Here is a 17,101-nt window from a genome sequence, read left to right as displayed (position 1 = left end):
CCTGCCCTTTAGTGCCCGGGGCGTGGGACGTAACGCAAAATCCGGGTGGCGCCAGCAGGCGTAATATGGATTGGCCCCTGAACTGGGCCTACCCCCACATTCCAAGGTGCGTTTTCTTGAAGTCCTCCTTTACCCAGGCATTGGCCCGCGGGCTGAATGTCCGGCACATCCGCTTCATGGCGCTCGGCTCGGCCATCGGCACCGGCCTGTTCTACGGGTCCGCATCGGCCATCCAGTCCGCCGGACCGTCCGTCCTGCTGGCCTACATGATCGGTGGCGCCGCTGTCTTCCTGGTTATGCGGGCCCTCGGCGAGATGGCAGTCCGGCATCCGGTAACGGGTTCGTTCGGCCACTACGCCAGCCGCTATCTGGGCCCGTTCGCCGGGTTCATCACGGGCTGGACGTTCGCTTTCGAGATGGCCATCGTCGCGATTGCCGACGTCACCGCCTTCGGCATCTATATGGGCTTCTGGTTTGAAGACGTGCCGCGCTGGATCTGGATCCTCGCCGTCATCCTGCTGATTGCCGCACTGAACCTGATGCGGGTGAAGGTCTTTGGCGAGACCGAGTTCTGGCTCTCACTGATCAAGGTCTCGGCGATCATCGCGATGATCGTCGGCGGTGCGGCCATCGTAGTCTTCGGGTTCGGACTGCCCGACGCCGCGAACCCCGGCCTGGATACGATGCTGGGTTCCGGAGGGTTCTTCGCCAACGGATTCTGGGGCCTGCTGGCGTCCTTCTCGATTGTGATGTTCGCCTTCGGCGGCATTGAAACCATCGGCATCACCGCAGGCGAAGCGGACAACCCCAAGAAGGCCATCCCCGCGGCAGTGAACACCGTTCCGGTCCGCATCCTGCTCTTCTACGTATGCGCCCTGGGCATCCTGATGATGATCTTCCCGTGGCAGGACATCAACGGCGAAACCAGTCCGTTTGTGCAGATCTTCGACACCCTGGGCATCCCGGCCGCGGCGCACATCCTCAACGCCGTGGTCATCACCGCAGCGATCTCGGCCATCAATTCCGACATCTTCGGTGCCGGCCGCGTCCTTTACGGCCTCGCACAGGAAGGCCAGGCGCCGGCGTCGTTCGCCCGGATTTCCCGGAACGGGGTGCCGTGGATGACCGTAGCGACCATGGCGGTGGTGCTGCTCGTCGGCGTCGTGCTGAACGCCCTGCTGCCCGAATCGCTGTTCACGATCATCGCGTCCATCGCCACCTTCGCGACCGTGTGGGTATGGCTGATGATCCTGCTCTCGCACATCGCCATGAAGCGGGAAATCAAGCGCCGGAACCTGCCGGCCTCGGAATTCGGTGTGCCGTTCTGGCCGGCCGCGTCCTATGCGGCACTGGCTTTCATGGTGTTCATCGTGGTGCTGCTCGGCATCATGCCGGACACGCGGGTGGCCTTGATTGTGGGCGCAGTATGGATCGCGCTCCTGTTCGGCGCCTACCGCCTGTGGGTCCGCGGCGACGGCCTGGTCCGTGCGGAACTGGCGGATGAAACGTACGACGACGGAACGCAGGGAGCAGCGGAAAGCCGGGTCTGATCTGCCCGCTGCCCTATCCCCAGTGGATCGCCGTCGCGATCACCGAGGCGAGCAGCCCTGCAACAGCGAGGATGCCTCCGAGCACCCGGTTCGGCAGGTCCAGCCAGGACGGCCGGTTGGTCAGGACCGTGTACAGCCCGGTGCACAGAGCGATCAGGCCGGCCGACCCCAACAGGCCGGTGAACCCGGTGGCCACCCCTTGGGCAATGATGAGCAGCAGCATCACCAGCCCAACAACCAGGATGGTCCACCGGGACCCGCCCACCGTCGTCGTGCGCTTCCTGCCCGAGTTTGCGCTGTGTCCCGCGTAACCACCAGTCATGTGATCTCCAGCCGGGGCCGCCGTTCCGCCCAGCACGGAATGCGGCGGTAGCCTCTTCGCTCAAAACGCTACTCCCGCTACCCCGGAAGAAGTCTGGACGCCCCGTGTGAATGGTGGACCCGTCCGGACGGCAGCCAGACGGTACGGAGCAGAGCCACCTGGAAACGCCCGAAGCGCAGTGTGATCAGCGGCCAGTCGGTCTGGACACGCCCCGGTCCGTCCGCTTGTTCCCGCTCCTGCAGGATTCGCCGGAGGCGGTGCCGCTGTTCCATCTCGGCTGCCCGCAGGCGGTGTTCCATCTGGGCAACCTCGATCTCCATGAGTCCCATGCGTGCAACGCTAGGCACCTTCCCGGGGTGGGGCCACAGCCTTGCGGACACCCTCGGTCCGCAGCCGAAAACCCTTCTGCAGCCCGGGCAATAAAACTCCCAACGCCCGGAGAACGAAGGCCACCGCGGACAACACCTCACCCGAATAGACTGGTCTTGTGCCTCATTCCTCCGCCGCCGGCCGCTTCGCTCCCAGTCCCACCGGTGAGCTCCACGTAGGAAACCTGCGCACCGCCCTGCTGGCCTGGCTCTTCGCCCGCAGCACCGGCCGCCGGTTCCTGCTGCGGATGGAGGACCTTGACCGGGTGCGCTCCGGCGCCGAAGCGGCCCAGCTGCGCGACCTAACCGCCGTCGGACTGGACTGGGACGGCGAGATCATCCGGCAGACCGAACGCACTGAAATCTATCTGGACGCCATCGACCGGCTGCGCAGTGCCGGACTCGTGTATGAATGCTTCTGCACCCGGCGCGAGGTGGCGGAAGCGGCGTCCGCCCCGCATGCGCCGCCCGGGGCCTACCCCGGTACCTGCCGGAACCTCACCGAAGAGCAGCGTGCCCGACGACGGCGCGAACGTCCCGCCGCCCTGCGCCTGCGGACGGAGGTAAACGAGTTCACCGTGACCGATGAGCTGCACGGCAGCTACACCTCCGCGGTGGACGACCTGGTGCTGCTGCGCAACGACGGCGTCCCCTCCTACAACCTTGCGGTGGTCCTCGACGATGCACTGCAGGGCATTGACCAGGTAGTGCGCGGGGATGACCTGCTGAGTTCGGCGCCCCGCCAGGCGTACCTCGGTTCCCTCCTCGGGCTGCCTCCGGTCAGCTACGCCCATGTTCCGCTGGCGCTGAACACTTCTGGCCAGCGGCTGGCCAAGCGCGACGGCGCCGTCACCCTCACCGACCTTGCCGCAGCGGGGCTGGATGCGGATGCCGTCCGGGCCCTGATCCTCGGGTCCCTGGGCCTGCCCGGGAACCTCAGCGAAGCACTGGCCGAATTCTCTCCCGCGCGGATCCCGCTGGAGCCGTGGATCTTTGAGGCCAAGGCCTACGTGCCCTAGGACGTGCAGCCCACGCCGTCGCCGTCCCGGTCAAACTTGGGATCCCAGCCGGCGTCGCCCGGTCGGATCGGCGCCACACCCGCGGCCTTCACTGCCGTGCAGTTGGCATAGACGGTTCCGGCGGGTGCGGCGGGTGCAGGTTCCACCGCGGGTGCGGCAGGTGCGGGTGCGGCGGGTGCAGGAGCGGCAGGTGCAGGCTGCGCGGCGTCGGCTGCAGCAACCGCTGCGGCAGGCACGGTGCCGTCCCGCGCGGGAACCGGCTCGTCCGGGCAGCCGGACAGGACGGCAGCGATCGCGTCATGCTCTGCCTGCGTCATCCACAGCCGGTATTCGGCTTTGACTGCAGTCTGGCGGGCTACATATTCGCAGCGGAAGTCCTTGTTGGCGGGCAGCCAGGTGGCGGCGTCGCCGTCGGACTTGGAGCCGTTGGCGGGCCCGTCGGCGGCCATGAGGTTCAACGGATCATTGGCCAGCTGCCGGCGTTCCTCGGCGGACAGCTGCTGCGCCCCCTTCTGCCAGGCATCGGAAAGGGCCACCACATGGTCGATCTGGACGGCGGTGCTGGTGGTGTTGCCGCGGACAAACGCAATGGTGGTTCCCGTGTAGGGATCCAGGAAGGTGCCCGAGGCAACCACGCATTCCCGGGTTCCATCCTTGTACACAATGTCCACGAGGTCGCGGGCGAGGATGTCGTTGCGGGTGTCGCAGCCGTTGTGATCCGTATCGGCCCAGGCCGGACCGAACTGCTCGCGGTCGTACCCGGTCTTCGGTGCGCGGCCCTTGATCGGGATGCCGGCCAACTGGTCCAGCGCGGTGCCTGCTGCGGCGGGCTCGGCAGGGGCGGCGGGCTCGGCAGGAGCGGACGGGCCCGCGGGTTCGGTGGACCCCGTCGCGGGTTGGGTCGCGGAGGACGGGGCTGGTTCGGAGCCGGTGTCGGTGGCGGGGGTGCAGCCGACTACGCCGAGGGCGAGCAGGGCAACGAGCGACAGAGCTTTGGTGCGTAGTGAAGTCATCGCCAACCATTATCTGCGGCATGGCACCGCCTGCCGCTCAGGCGCGCCGACCATGCTGCCCGCCGCCGTCGTACACAGAGACCCGTTCCCTCTTCCAATCAGTAGGCAGTGCCGCGTAAGTTCGGATAACCCAACCGGCAGTGGAGATGTCATGGCAACCAGTAAGAACGGCACCAAGGAAGTTTCGGCCCGGCAACCGTCAGCAGCCAACGGACTCGCGGCGGATGAACAAAGCCTGGACGGTCAGCGCGTGGCGGTCGCGGAGGACTATGCGCAGGAACTCGACGAGCTGCAGGAACTGAAAACGAAGGGCAAAAAGCTCAAGATCAAGGTCGACGACGACGCCTGGCGCCAGAACTACCCCTACGACACCAAGCTCAGCCGGCGCACCTATGACCGGCAGAAACGCCGGCTCCAGATTGAACTGCTGAAGATGCAGCTCTGGGTCAAGGAAACCGGGCAGAAAATGCTCATCATCTTCGAAGGCCGCGATGCCGCCGGAAAAGGCGGGGCGATCAAGCGGTTCGACGAGCACCTGAATCCCCGCGGTGCACGGGTGGTGGCATTGGAGAAGCCCACCTCCGAGGAGCAGACCCAGTGGTACTTCCAACGGTATATCCGCACCCTGCCCAGCGGCGGAGAGATCGTGATGATGGACCGCTCCTGGTACAACCGGGCCGGCGTCGAACGCGTGATGGGGTATTGCACCCCGGCGCAGTACCTGGAGTTTATGCGGGAGGTTCCGGAGCTCGAACGGATGCTCGTCAATTCCGGCACCCTGCTGCACAAGCTGTGGTTCTCGGTAGGCCGGGCGGAGCAGCTGGCCCGGTTCGCTGCCCGGGAAACGGATCCCGTGAAGCAGTGGAAGCTCTCCCCCACCGACTTGGCCAGCCTGGATAAGTGGGACGCGTACACCGAGGCGAAGGAAGCCATGTTCTTTTACACGGACACCGGAGATGCGCCCTGGACCGCAGTGAAGTCCAATGACAAGAAACGCGCCCGGCTCGAAGCGATGCGCCATGTGCTCAGCACAGTGGAATATCCGAACAAGGACAGCTCCATTGCGCATGCACCGGATCCGCTGATTGTCGGAAGGGCCTACAACCATTTTGAAGAGGACGATGAACCGCACGGCAGTTTCCCGGTGGTGAAGCCGCAGGGAAACGCTACGACGCAGGCCGCGGGGTAGCTGCAGCGGAGCCGTGCCGCTCACGGTTCAGACTCCGGCCAGTCGTTCCGCCCGTGCGGGCAGGGGCGCGCATAGGATCGCGGGGTGATTGCCCGCGAAATAGGAAACGGCCAACCCCTGGTGCTCATACACGGGTTTGGCGTGGACCACCGGATCATGCTGCCCCTGGAAGGCGCCCTTGGCGACCTTGCCTGGCGGCGCATCTATCTTGACCTTCCCTGGGCCGAGCACGGTTCGCGGACGCCGGCTGCCGGCGCCCAAGAGGTGGCAGACGGCGTCGTCGAGGAGATCAGGAACCGGCTGGGCGACGAGCCGTTTGCCCTGATCGGGAATTCCTTCGGCGGCATGGTGGCCCGGCACGTGGCCCATACCCTGAAGGACCAGGTGCTCGGGTTGGCAACCCTGGCGTCGGTGTTCACGGCGATCCACGAAGACCGGGTCCTGCCGCCCCGGCAAATCATTCACCGGGACCCGGCCCTGATTGAGGCCGGGGCAGATGGCTCGGCCGACTTCGAGGACGAGGCGGTCCTGCAGACAGCCGACGCTTTTGCGGGCTTCTCCGAGTACGTGCTCCCGGGCCTCCGGGGCGCGGATCAGGCACTTATGGAACAGATTGCCGCTGACTACGCGCTGGACACGGAGCCCGAGCTCGCCCACGCGCAGCCGTTCGAAGCGCCGTCCCTGCACATTTTCGGCCGTCAGGACCATGTCACCGGATACGAAGACGGCTGGGCAGTGCGGGAGAATTACCCGCGTGGCACCTTCACCGTGCTGGACGCCGCCGGGCACAACCTCCACCTCGAACGTCCCGCGCTGGTCTCAGCTTTGATGCGGGATTGGATCGAACGCGTCGAAATCCATGTCGGCTCCGGGTCACCGGCGTCCGCCGGACTGCCCTAGCCCTCGGCCCGGTATTCCTCCTCCAGCATTCCGAGCAGCATCTGGTCGTGGAACTCTCCGCGGTGGAACACAGCGGCGCGGCGGCGTCCTTCCTCACGGAACCCCAGCGACCGATACAGATGAATGGCCCGCTGGTTATAGGACCACGTCTGCAGTTCGGCCTTATGCGCACCCATTTCCTCAAAGACAATCCGCAGTCCGAGCTGCAGGGATTCCCTCCCCAGGCCCTGGTCCTGGAATTCCGGGCTGATGATAATTGCCATGGTGGCAATCCGTTCCGGAACGGATATACCCCAGACGCTGATATGTCCGATCAGCTTTTCGGCCGGATTGACAATGCTGTAGCCGAAACCGGACGGTGACTCGTTCTTGCTCCAGGTCCGAAACAGTGCCGCCGCGGCCTCCTGCGGGCGGACGGTGACCCGGTCCTGCTGCAGGATCGCCTGGGACGGGTCATTCCACCACTCGGCCAGGTGTGCGAGGTCAGGTTCACGAAGCTCGCGGAAGCGGACCCGCTCGCCGGTGAGCATTGAAGATGACCATTCCTGAAGACCCGCAGAATCATTCATGCGGCGATAATAGCGCACGGGTATTTGGGAGCCGGGACTGCACCGGAGGTTCAGGCGGAGGAGGGCGGACGACGACGACGGGGCCACCCCGACGCGTGAAACGGCGGTTCCATGCCGGTACCCGACCAGAAAGAAGTGAAACGCAGATCACGCCATTGTGATCCGCGCTACTAACATCCTAAACAGGGCACCCCGGACCCTGCCAAATTCCCCGAAGGAAGCCGGCGGCGGAAACCGTCAGTACTGCGTGAGACGATAAAACCATGCTCGAAACCCCTCCGCTCGTAGACGTTACCGACGTCATCCGCGTGGTCGGCGGATCGGCGTTTCAGCGGGGCCAGACCTACGCCAAGGGCGGCGCCGTGGAGACCCTGGAGTGGGATGCGCAAGGCGAGGTGCTGCGCGCGTCTGTTCGCGGCAGCGCGTCGGTCCCCTACCGGACCATGCTGCAGCTCGGCGCTAAACGCCAGGGTGATTACCGTCTGCTGGATAACCACTGCAGCTGCCCCCTCGGCTTCGACTGCAAGCATGTTGCCGCGGCAGCGCTGCAGAGCAACACCGAGCATTTGATTTCCCGGCAGGAACTCTCCGCCCCCGCCCTACGGCCATCCGTGCCGGCCTGGCAGCAGTCGCTGCAGACCCTGATCGATGCGGATCTGGCAGACAGCACCAAGCCCACGGAAACCACTCCCCTGGCACTGCAGTTCGAACTGCGGAACTTTGCCGCGGCAGCTGCGCCCCGCTGGGGCGCTCCCGCCCCGCGCAGCCGGCACCGGGCCACCCCCTTCCGCCTGGGGGTGCGTCCCGTGGTGCGAAACTCCAAGGGCAACTGGGTCAAGAACAACCTGGCGTGGAGCAACATCAGCTACCAGACCTACGGGCTGCGGCTGGATCCGGACCAGCACCGCTGGTTCTCCCAGTTCCCTGCCCTGCACCGCTCCAACGGGGTGAGCTACTTCGGGCAGAACGACTCCTGGCTGTACCTCGACGACTTCGCCAATCCCCTGCTCTGGCAACTGCTGGATGAAGCGGTGCGGCTGGGCATCCCGTTTGTCGGCACCAAGAAGGACGCCGCCGTCCGCGTCGGGAAACTCGCCACCCTGTCCCTGGATGTCCGGGCCGCCGGCGGGGACACTCCGGCGCCGCTGCAGCTGCTGCCGACGCTCGAAGTGGACGGCTCGCCGGTCCCGCTGGAAGATGCCGGGATTATCGGCAGCCACGGTATTTACCTCCGGTCTCCGCAGAACACCATCACGCTGGCACCCACGGCCAAGACCCTGACGGAACAGGACAAGGGCCTGCTGCTCCAAGGCGCCCCGGTAATGGTGCCGAAGGCAGACGCCGCGGTATTCCTCGAGAAGTTCTACCCGCGGCTGCGGCAGGTCCTGCCGGTCACCAGCAGCGACGACTCCGTGGAGTTCCCCGAGATCGAGCCGCCCGCACTGCTCCTCACCGCCGCCTTCGGCCCTGAGGACCAGTTGACCCTGACCTGGAGCTGGGTCTATCAGCACGGCAGTTCCCAGACCCGGCTGCCGCTCACCCGCACACCCCAGAGCGGCAAGGCAGGGGCAGCGGACGACGGCGATACCTCCTACCGCGACATCCCCGCCGAAGCTGCGCTACTGGCCGCCGCGGGGAAAACCCTGCACGCGGTACCCCGCAACCGGATCCTGCGCGAAATAGAGGCCGCCGAATTCACCGAGCATGTCCTGCCGGAGCTGGAGAAGCTCGACGGGGTGCGGGTGGAGATCGAGGGAACCCGGCCCGATTACCGGGAGCTGCTCGAGGCGCCGAAGCTGAAGATCACCACGGTGGAAACCGAACGCCGCGACTGGTTCGACCTCGCCGTGATGGTCACGGTGGAGGGCCGGCTGGTGCCGTTCGCGGACATCTTCAAGGCCATAGCGCAGGGCAAAACCAAGCTGCTGCTCGTGGACCGGACCTACCTTTCCCTGGACCGTCCCGAGTTTGAACATCTCCACGCCCTGATCAATGAGGCACAGGGCCTGCAGGAATGGGACACCGGAGAACTGTCCATCAGCCGTTACCAGGCCGGACTGTGGTCCGAACTGGAGGAACTGGCGGAGGAAACCGAGGAAGCCGTCGCCTGGCGGGAGTCCGTCTCGGCCCTGCTGGATCTGGAGTCCGTGGACCCGGTGCCGCTTCCCGCCGGGCTCCAGGCCAGCCTGCGGCCGTATCAGCAGGACGGCTTCAACTGGCTGGCGTTCCTCTGGGACCACGGCCTGGGCGGGATCCTGGCCGACGATATGGGGCTCGGCAAGACCCTGCAGACCCTCGCCCTGCTTGCCCACGCCCGGGAACGGCAGGCACAGGAAGAATCTTCCGCGGTAGCTCAACCCCGCCGGCCCTTCCTGGTGGTTGCCCCCACCTCGGTGGTTCCCAACTGGGCGTCCGAAGCCGCACGCTTCACACCGGGGCTGAAGGTGGTGACGGTCTCCGACACCAGCGGCAAGTCCCGCGTACCGCTGGCCGAGGTGGTGGCAGGGGCCGACGTCGTCCTCACCTCCTACGCGGTGTTCCGACTGGACTTCGCCTCCTACCGGAAGCAGGAGTGGGACGGCCTGATTCTCGATGAGGCGCAGTTCGTCAAGAACCGGGTGACCCGGGTGCATCAGTGCGCCCGGGACCTACCCGCGCCGTTCAAACTGGCCATCACGGGCACCCCGATGGAAAACAACCTGATGGAGCTCTGGGGGTTGTTCGCCATTGTGGCTCCCGGCCTGTTCCCTTCCGCCCGGAAGTTCGCCGACGAATACCAGCGGCCCATTGAACGCGGCGACAGCCCGGAGCTGCTGGCACGGCTGCGCCGGCGCATCCGGCCGCTGCTGATGCGCCGGACCAAGGAAGCCGTGGCCAAGGACCTGCCGGAGAAGCAGGAGCAGATCCTGGAGGTGGAACTGCATCCCAAGCACCGCAAGATTTACGAGACGCATCTGCAGCGCGAACGGCAGAAACTCATGGGCCTGATCCAGGACATGGACCGGAACCGCATGATCGTCTTCCGTTCCCTGACCCTGCTGCGCATGCTCAGCCTGGACGCTTCACTCGTTGAGCCGGAGGAGTACGACGGCGTGCCCTCGGCGAAGCTGGACGTGCTCTTTGAGCAGCTCGAAGACATTACCGCCGAAGGCCACCGGGCACTGATCTTCAGCCAGTTCACGTCCTTCCTGAAAAAGGCCGCCCAGCGCCTCGACGAGCAGGGCATCAAGTACGCCTACCTCGACGGCTCCACCCGCAACCGGGCCGAGGTCATTGCCTCGTTCAAGGACGGCGTTGTTCCGGTGTTCCTGATCAGCCTCAAGGCCGGCGGATTCGGGTTGAACCTGACGGAGGCGGATTACGTCTTCCTGCTGGATCCGTGGTGGAACCCGGCAGCGGAATCCCAGGCGGTGGACCGTACGCACCGGATCGGGCAGAAAAACAACGTCATGGTGTACCGCATGGTGGCCCGCGACACGATCGAGGAAAAGGTCATGGCGCTGAAGGAGCAAAAGGCGAAGCTGTTCTCCTCCGTAATGGACGACGACGCCGTCTTCAGTTCCGCGCTCACCGCCGACGACATCCGGTCGCTGCTCCAGTAGCGGAACTGCGTTGGGACTGCTGCAGTAACGGGCCTGTATCAGCAGCGGATCCCGACGTGAATTCGGCCACCCTGCATCTGGGGACAGCCGCTCAATCCCGCGCCGGCGCCGGATCGGCCGGATTCTACGGCGCGTGGAACCGATTACCTTGGAAACAGGGCCCGCTTCCGCCGTCGGACGGCGTCGGGCCGAGCAACATGCGTACCAAGGAAAGGCAATGAGCGTCCAGGAATCAACGCTGGTCCGGCCGGTCGAGACTCGCCCCAAGGATGAAGACGATCTGGTGCACATTTTCTGCACCCCCTGCAAGCGGCGGGCACGCAGCCGTGCACGCCGCCCGGTCCCCTACTGCGGCAAACAGATGCCCAACCGTCCGCTGCAGGACGATACCGGCGACCTTCCCGTGTGCGCGGTGTGCCTGGACCTGGCCCGGTCCGCCCCCTGTCCCCGGTGCGGCACCCAAGCCCGCTTCGACTGAGCCGAACCCTGGTGCTTGGTCCGGCGTGGCGTCCAAGCCCGCTTCGACGGCGGCCTACTGCCTGCACCACTGCCATTCCCTGCACGGGGTTTGATTTGTACAGTGGAGTGATGGCGAATCAGGAGCGTCCCATCGGATTCTGGCTCAAGCTCGTCGACCAGCTGGTCGACGACCAATTTGGTGCCAGCTTCGAAGAACATGGCGTGACCCGCCGGCAGTGGCAAATGATGAACCTGCTGGTTGAGGGCCCCGCTACCCAAAAAGAGTTGTCGGACGGCCTGCGCCCCTACTTTCCCGCAGTGGAGACCGGCACCTCCGCGGAGCTGATCGAGGAGCTGCGGGAATCCGGTTGGGTGCTGCTGGAAGACGGCCAGTACCAGCTCACCGACCTTGGCAGCCGAAGCCTGGAGAACCTCCGCGGTGCGGTGGACCGGATTCGGCAGCTGATGACAGACAACATCACCGAAGAGGAATACACCGCCCTGCTTGCCGTCCTGCAGCGGATGGCCGGCAATCTGGGGTGGGACGGCGACGTCGGGTCCGGCCCCCGCGTGGACACGTAGGTTTAGCGGTCCGTAACTACTTGCGCTGTGTCTGGGCGAGCAGTTCCTCGAAGGGCAGCGACTGCGCCGGATCCCGGCGCTTCTGCACCGGGGCATCCCCCAACAGCGCCACCAGTTCTCCGGCAGCACGGCGAACCCGCTGATCCAAAGTGCCCGTACCCGTTTCACCCGTCCCCCAGTCCCCCGGTGCGGCGTAGACAGCGGTGGGGGCCACCCGCGCACGGAGGTAGCTGAACATCGGCCGCAGGGAGTAGTCCAGGACCATGGAGTGCCGGGCACTGCCGCCGGTGGCACCAAGCAGTACCGGTTTCCCGTCCAGTGCGGTGTTGTCGATGACATCGAAGAAGGACTTAAACAGTCCGCTCATAGACGCGGTGAAGACCGGCGTGACCGCCACCAGGGCATCAGCGGCAATCAGTTCATTAATCGCCGCGTCCAGCCGCGGCGCCGCGTAACCCGTCACCATGTTGTTGGCAATGTCCACGGCGTATTCGCGCAGTTCGAAGGTGCTGACGCCGGCGCTCAGCCCAAGTCCCTCGATTTCAGTCTTGGTCGCCGCTGCCAGGGCGTCGGCAAGCATCCGGGACGACGACGGGACACCCAGTCCGCCCGACACCACGACAATCCTGCGATCCACCATGTTCGACTCCTCTTCATGCGTTTGCATGTTCATCTCAACTGCGGCGGGGACGGCATTATTCCGGTTCGGAAACCGAATCGGATGCAGCGCTGGAGCCGGCGGTTCCCGGGTAATCCTTCCGGCGGACCCGGGCATGGGTGCATCCGGATGAAAACACGATGAATCTCCCCCGGAGTGGGGAGGCGCAGATGGGGAGATCTTGGCTACGCTGGGCCGAAACGACCGTTTGTCATTTCCGCAAACCGTAGCCCAAAGCACCTAAGGGGAAAAATGAGTACGCCTTCGAACTACAACTACAACGCCTTCAGCGGGGGACAACCTGCTGCCACTCCTGCCGCGCCGCAGCGTCCGGCTGCAGTGGAGCGTGGCTTTTGGCTCCTGATCGCTTCTGCCGTTGTCAGCCTCATTGCCGGAATCCTTTCCATTGTCACCTTGATGTCGGATGAGGGCCGCAGCGAACTTGCCCGGGTCAGCGGGCTCAGCGCCGCTGAAGCGGACACGGCAGTAACCATCGGGATTGTTACCGGCGTCGTGATCGGCGTTATCAGTGTTGCGGTCAGCGTCCTGTTCGCCGTGTTTGCACGGAAGGGCCACAACTGGGCACGCATCGTCATCACCGTGTTCGCCGGGCTTTCCCTCTTCGGCCTGATCGGAATCAACGGCTCCCTCGAAGGTATCCTCAGCCTTGTTTCCATCCTGCTGGTCGTTGCCGGCGTGGTGATGCTCTTTACCGCCCCGGCCAGTGCCTACTTCAACCAGATGAAGCAGTACCGCCAGGCGAAGTCCCTGGGCTACGCCGGCTAGGCCGCTACACCGCAAAACCGTTTCTCCGCTGGCCGGGCCACCTACAAGGTGTCCCGGCCAGCGGCCTTTGGCGGACCCGTTGCCTAGCCGGCCGCAGCCCGGCCGGCAGCTCGTCCGCTGAACAGGCATCCGCCGAGGAACGTCCCTTCCAGCGAGCGGTACCCGTGCATTCCGCCGCCGCCGAACCCGGCGGCCTCCCCGGCTGCGAAGAGACCGGGAACCGGTGTGCCGTCGTCGGCCAGGACCCGGGACTGCAGGTCCGTTTCCAGCCCACCGAGGGTCTTGCGGGTCAGTACGGACAAGCGCACTGCGATCAGCGGTCCGGCCTTCGGATCCAGGATGCGGTGCGGTGCGGCGGTGCGGATCAGCCTGTCCCCCAGATAGGTGCGTGCCCCGCGGATGGCGGTCACCTGCGAATCCTTCGTGAACGGGTTGCGGATTTCCCGGTCCCTGGATTCCAGTTCATGCCGCACCGATTCCGCCGACAGTTCCGGCGCGTCGCCATGCAGGGACGAGCCTTTGGCCAGCAGGTTCATGCCGGCGACGAGCTCCTCGACCGAATTGGCGGTAATGAAATCCTCGCCGTGGTCCAGGAACGCCTGGACGGGGGCAGGCACTCCGGCCGTGGCCCGTTTCAGGACGTCGCGGACTGATTTTCCGGTGAGGTCCGGATTCTGTTCGGACCCGGAAAGCGCAAATTCCTTGCGGATGATCGCCTTGTTCAGAATGAACCAGCTGTAGTCGGAGCCGCTGCGGCGCAGGTGCTCCAGGGTCCCAAGGGTGTCGAAACCCGGAAACAACGGCACCGGCAGGCGGTTTCCGGCCGCATCCAGCCACAGCGAGGACGGACCGGGCAGGATGCGGATTCCGTGGTTCTTCCAGACCGGGTCCCAGTTCCGGATTCCTTCCACGTAATGCCACATGCGGTCCGGGTTGATCACCCGCCCGCCGGCAGCCTGGGCAATTCCGATGCCCCGCCCATCCACATGCTCGGGCACCCCGCTGAGCATGTTCGCGGGCGCAGGTCCCAATCTCCGGGGCCATGCTGCCCGGACGGCGTCATGGTCCCCGCCGATGCCTCCGGTGGTTATCACCACGGCGGAGGCACTGAATTCGAAGTCCCCTACTACGGTACGGCTGGAAGCGGTGCCGCGAGGCGCCGTCGTCGGCTCCAGGACGCTGCCGCGCACGCCGGTCACGGCGCCTCCGGTCAGGACCAGGTCATCGAGGCGATGGCGGAAGGCGAAACGCACCAGCCCGCGTTCGACGCCGTCGCGCACCTTGGCCTCGAAAGGCGCGGTGATCCCCGGCCCCGTGCCCCAGGTGATGTGGAAGCGCGGAACGGAGTTCCCTGGTCCGTTGGCGCCGTATCCGCCACGCTCGGCCCAGCCCACCACCGGGAAGATCCGGTGCCCCATCTGCTGCAGCCAGGCCCGCTTCTCCCCTGCCGCGAAATGCACGTACGCTTCGGCCCACTTCCGCGGCCAATAGTCCTCCTCGCGGTCGAAACCCGCGGTGCCCAGCCAGTCCTGCCAGGCAAGCTCCACGGAGTCCTTCACCCGGAGCCTGCGCTGTTCAGGCGAATCCACCAGGAAAAGCCCGCCAAAGGACCACCACGCCTGGCCGCCCAGCCCCTGGGATCCCTCCTGCTCTAGCAGGATCACCGAGCGTCCGGCGTCCACGAGTTCGGCTGTGGCTACCAGGCCGGCGAGCCCGGCTCCAACAACAATGACGTCCGCGTCTTTTGGCTGCATCCGGCTCACGCTACCGGCGACGACGGGTACTGGCCAGCAGCGTGGTGCAGGCGTGTCCGCAGCCGCTCCTCGAGGCCGAGTGTGTCCCTAAGGGGTTCTAGGTTAGGGCAGAGGTTTCTAGACTGGAGGTAGGGCCGCTAGAGCCGGCGGATGCCGGTGTCGGCTGGACATGAATCGGAGAAACCGCATGAGCGAACAGAGCGCCAACAAGGAAAAGGACTCCAACCGGACGCATTCGCAGGAGCCGTCCGAAGGTGAGACCAACGAGCAGGAAAATGAGCAGCGCGAGCACACCCAGGAGCCGGCCGAAGGTGGCGAAGACCAGAGCTAGTAGGGCAGATCCGCCCGGGCTTGGAGCATGCGCCCGGCAGTAAGGAAGCGCTGCAACAACGGAACAGGCCTCCGGTTCCCGGTTAGGGAGCCGAAGGCCTGGTTTGTATGTTCGTCGTCTCGTCAGCTGGCTGCCGCCTTGGGGGCCGAGTTCTTGGCTTCGCCCAGCACATCCGAATCCCGGCTCTGGTCGACTACAGGGCCTGTTCCTGCAATCTCCCGCAGCTGCGCGATCCCGGCCGCTGCTTCCCGCTTGGTTTCAAAAGTCGTGGACACTGCCATCAGCGTTCCGTCGCCGGCAATGAGCTTAATGCGGAAACTTCCCTCGTGGGCGTCCACCAGCTTGAAGTAGCCCGACATCGCTTACCTCCTTGTAAGGGGTGTATCAGTGCCTTCAATGCTAAGTCACCTTATGAGTTTGCGGATCCCCCGCCGCAAGAATCGAGTAGTGCGAAATGCAATTGTGATCTGTTCCTAGACTGGACCCATGGCCGATACCGTCAGTCCGGAGCAGCGCAGCCGCAACATGTCGCGCATCCGGGGCAAGAACACCAAGCCTGAACTCCTGATCCGCGGTATCCTCCACGCCGCGGGTTACCGGTTCCGGTTGCACGGCTCCTTCGGTAAGACCAGCCTTCCGGGCAAGCCTGACCTGGTTTTCGCCGGGCGCAGGAAAGTCCTCTTCGTCAACGGTTGCTTCTGGCACTTCCACTCCTGCCGGGCCGGGCAGCACGCCCCAAAGACCAATAGCGAGTTCTGGGCCGCGAAACGCAAACGCACGGTCGAGCGGGATGCGGCGGCCCAGGAACGGCTGGCAGCCGGAGGTTGGGACGTCCTGGTGGTCTGGGAATGTGAACTTCGGGACCGCAGCATCCTCGAAGAACAACTGCGTACCTTCCTGGGCCCGCCCGGACAGGTTCGCGCGACGCCGGCAGCCACCGGTGCCAACGGATCGACGTCGGCGGAGGCGTCGTCGTCGGCGGCACGGCCACTAGACTTCGAACCAGACGAACCAGACAGGCTCCAAGGAAACTGAGGCACACACCATGAGTAATTCGGACAACGGCAAGCGCGGCGTTCTTTTCGACGTAGACGGAACCCTGGTGGATTCAAACTATCTGCACGCCGTCGCGTGGTGGCAGGCCTTCCGCCGGATGGAACATGACGTTCCGATGTCCGCCATCCACCGCGCCATCGGCATGGGCGGCGACAAGCTCGTGGAGCACCTGCTGGGTGAAGACCGCAACAAGGACGAGGATGAGCAGCTCGATGCCACACACGGTGCCATCTTCTCCACCTGGTGGCCCTCGCTTCGGTCTTTCGACGGCGCCAGCGAACTCCTGAAGGCCTGCTCGAAGAAAGACCTCACCGTGGTCCTGGCATCCTCCGCTTCCGGAGCCGAACTCGAGTACCTGCGCACCGTCATCGACGCCGACTCCGCGATCACCGATGCCACCAGCTCCGCAGACGCCGAAGCCAGCAAACCCTCCCCGGACATCCTCGAAGCTGCCCTGGAGGCCGGTGGCCTGGAAGCCGCGAACACCGTGTTCGTGGGCGATTCGGTGTGGGACGTCAAGGCAGCCGGGAAGCTCTCCATTCCCACCATCGGCCTGACCTGCGGCGGCACGAGCGAAGCCGAACTGCGCGAGGCAGGCGCCCGCGAAGTCTACGAAAATCCGCGGGCACTTCTTGCTGCCCTGGACACCAGCCTGCTGGGCGAACTCCTCGCCCAGGGCTAACCGAGAGGACATTGTGACTACTGAACCCACCGGCCCCGCAAACGACGCCGAGGACCCGCTCGGTCCCAGCGCCCCGCAGCCCGGCCCCACCGGCGAACCCCGGAGACCAGGCAGCGCCTCGCATTCGGCCGGCAACATCCGCGACGATCAGGGAACCTCACCTGCCGGCGCGGTCCCTGCCGCACAGGACAAGGCCGACGAAGCAGCCGAGGCCGAGGGTCCCGCAGAGTAAGCAGCAGGCTGCAAGAGGCGACGGTCGGG

18 protein-coding genes and 1 pseudogene are annotated in these 17,101 nt (G+C 65.3%); 12 read left to right on the top strand and 7 right to left on the bottom strand.

Annotated features, from left to right (window positions below; translation table 11 throughout):
• Positions 1-176: 176 nt before the first annotated feature.
• On the top strand, positions 177-1,550 hold the full coding sequence (locus NNX34_RS11925; RefSeq protein WP_255767240.1) for an amino acid permease: 1,374 nt from the start codon (positions 177-179) through the stop codon (positions 1,548-1,550).
• 13 nt (positions 1,551-1,563) lie between these two features.
• On the opposite strand, the gene NNX34_RS11920 is transcribed toward NNX34_RS11925, so the two are convergent.
• Both NNX34_RS11920 and NNX34_RS11915 read right to left on the bottom strand, forming a co-directional pair.
• On the bottom strand, positions 1,564-1,872 hold the full coding sequence (locus NNX34_RS11920; protein WP_255766748.1) for a hypothetical protein: 309 nt from the start codon (positions 1,870-1,872) through the stop codon (positions 1,564-1,566).
• A 77-nt stretch (positions 1,873-1,949) separates the two neighbouring features.
• Positions 1,950-2,201, bottom strand: a complete 252-nt coding sequence (locus NNX34_RS11915; RefSeq protein WP_255766747.1) for a hypothetical protein — start codon at positions 2,199-2,201, stop codon at positions 1,950-1,952.
• Positions 2,202-2,359: 158 nt separating this feature from the next.
• On the opposite strand from NNX34_RS11915, the gene gluQRS reads away from it, so the two are divergent.
• Complete coding sequence (gene gluQRS / locus NNX34_RS11910) at positions 2,360-3,259, top strand: tRNA glutamyl-Q(34) synthetase GluQRS (RefSeq protein WP_255766746.1); 900 nt, start codon at positions 2,360-2,362, stop codon at positions 3,257-3,259.
• Here gluQRS and NNX34_RS11905 read toward each other — a convergent pair.
• A complete protein-coding gene (locus NNX34_RS11905; RefSeq protein ID WP_255766745.1) occupies positions 3,256-4,272 on the bottom strand; it encodes a DUF1524 domain-containing protein in 1,017 nt (338 codons plus the stop codon). The genes gluQRS and NNX34_RS11905 overlap by 4 nt on opposite strands.
• Before the next feature lie 151 nt (positions 4,273-4,423).
• Between NNX34_RS11905 and ppk2 the strand changes: the two genes are divergently transcribed.
• The gene (gene ppk2, locus NNX34_RS11900) at positions 4,424-5,461 is read left to right on the top strand and encodes a polyphosphate kinase 2 (protein WP_255766744.1); all 1,038 of its coding nucleotides are present in this window, start codon (positions 4,424-4,426) and stop codon (positions 5,459-5,461) included.
• An 84-nt stretch (positions 5,462-5,545) separates the two neighbouring features.
• A complete protein-coding gene (locus NNX34_RS11895) occupies positions 5,546-6,361 on the top strand; it encodes an alpha/beta fold hydrolase (protein WP_255766743.1) in 816 nt (271 codons plus the stop codon).
• Here the strand turns inward: NNX34_RS11895 and NNX34_RS11890 are convergent.
• Entirely contained in the window at positions 6,358-6,930 is a 573-nt protein-coding gene (locus NNX34_RS11890; RefSeq protein WP_255766742.1) for a GNAT family N-acetyltransferase, read from the bottom strand. The two genes, NNX34_RS11895 and NNX34_RS11890, sit on opposite strands and share 4 nt — an antisense overlap.
• 263 nt (positions 6,931-7,193) lie before the next feature.
• Between NNX34_RS11890 and NNX34_RS11885 the strand changes: the two genes are divergently transcribed.
• The 3 genes from NNX34_RS11885 to NNX34_RS11875 all read left to right on the top strand — a co-directional run bounded on the left by NNX34_RS11885 (position 7,194) and on the right by NNX34_RS11875 (position 11,573).
• Positions 7,194-10,532: a DEAD/DEAH box helicase gene (locus NNX34_RS11885; protein ID WP_255766741.1), complete on the top strand. Its 3,339-nt coding sequence runs from the start codon at positions 7,194-7,196 to the stop codon at positions 10,530-10,532.
• A 217-nt stretch (positions 10,533-10,749) separates the two neighbouring features.
• Positions 10,750-11,010: a hypothetical protein gene (locus NNX34_RS11880; RefSeq protein WP_227923117.1), complete on the top strand. Its 261-nt coding sequence runs from the start codon at positions 10,750-10,752 to the stop codon at positions 11,008-11,010.
• 110 nt (positions 11,011-11,120) lie between these two features.
• Positions 11,121-11,573: a MarR family winged helix-turn-helix transcriptional regulator gene (locus NNX34_RS11875; RefSeq protein ID WP_255766740.1), complete on the top strand. Its 453-nt coding sequence runs from the start codon at positions 11,121-11,123 to the stop codon at positions 11,571-11,573.
• A 16-nt stretch (positions 11,574-11,589) separates the two neighbouring features.
• Here NNX34_RS11875 and NNX34_RS11870 read toward each other — a convergent pair whose 3' ends face one another.
• Positions 11,590-12,213 carry an FMN reductase gene (locus NNX34_RS11870; protein ID WP_255766739.1) on the bottom strand — a complete coding sequence of 208 codons (624 nt, stop codon included), beginning with the start codon at positions 12,211-12,213 and terminating at the stop codon, positions 11,590-11,592.
• A 270-nt stretch (positions 12,214-12,483) separates the two neighbouring features.
• On the opposite strand from NNX34_RS11870, the gene NNX34_RS11865 reads away from it, so the two are divergent.
• A complete protein-coding gene (locus NNX34_RS11865) occupies positions 12,484-13,017 on the top strand; it encodes a hypothetical protein (RefSeq protein ID WP_255766738.1) in 534 nt (177 codons plus the stop codon).
• An 83-nt stretch (positions 13,018-13,100) separates the two neighbouring features.
• Here NNX34_RS11865 and NNX34_RS11860 read toward each other — a convergent pair whose 3' ends face one another.
• Positions 13,101-14,771 (bottom strand): FAD-binding dehydrogenase, encoded by a 1,671-nt coding sequence (locus NNX34_RS11860; RefSeq protein ID WP_255766737.1) that lies wholly within the window; start codon positions 14,769-14,771, stop codon positions 13,101-13,103.
• Between the two features lie 187 nt (positions 14,772-14,958).
• Between NNX34_RS11860 and NNX34_RS11855 the strand changes: the two genes are divergently transcribed.
• Positions 14,959-15,102, top strand: coding sequence for a hypothetical protein (locus NNX34_RS11855; protein WP_255766736.1), 144 nt, complete (start codon positions 14,959-14,961; stop codon positions 15,100-15,102).
• A 122-nt stretch (positions 15,103-15,224) separates the two neighbouring features.
• Here NNX34_RS11855 and NNX34_RS11850 read toward each other — a convergent pair whose 3' ends face one another.
• Entirely contained in the window at positions 15,225-15,461 is a 237-nt protein-coding gene (locus NNX34_RS11850) for a DUF1508 domain-containing protein (RefSeq protein ID WP_255766735.1), read from the bottom strand.
• A gap of 127 nt (positions 15,462-15,588) precedes the next feature.
• Here NNX34_RS11850 and NNX34_RS11845 point away from each other — a divergent pair.
• From NNX34_RS11845 to NNX34_RS11835, 3 genes and pseudogenes are all read left to right on the top strand, one after another.
• Positions 15,589-16,002, top strand: a pseudogene (locus NNX34_RS11845) (very short patch repair endonuclease); the annotation flags it as partial.
• A gap of 145 nt (positions 16,003-16,147) precedes the next feature.
• A complete protein-coding gene (locus tag NNX34_RS11840) occupies positions 16,148-16,840 on the top strand; it encodes an HAD family hydrolase (protein WP_255766734.1) in 693 nt (230 codons plus the stop codon).
• Positions 16,841-16,853: 13 nt separating this feature from the next.
• On the top strand, positions 16,854-17,072 hold the full coding sequence (locus tag NNX34_RS11835) for a hypothetical protein (RefSeq protein WP_255766733.1): 219 nt from the start codon (positions 16,854-16,856) through the stop codon (positions 17,070-17,072).
• The last annotated feature ends 29 nt before the right edge of the window (positions 17,073-17,101 follow it).

The sequence above is a fragment of the Arthrobacter sp. zg-Y1116 genome, from assembly GCF_024385485.1.
Classification (GTDB): Bacteria; Actinomycetota; Actinomycetes; order Actinomycetales; family Micrococcaceae; genus Arthrobacter_B.
Note: the sequence above shows the minus strand (reverse complement) of the source record. Positions and strands in the feature narration are given on the sequence as shown.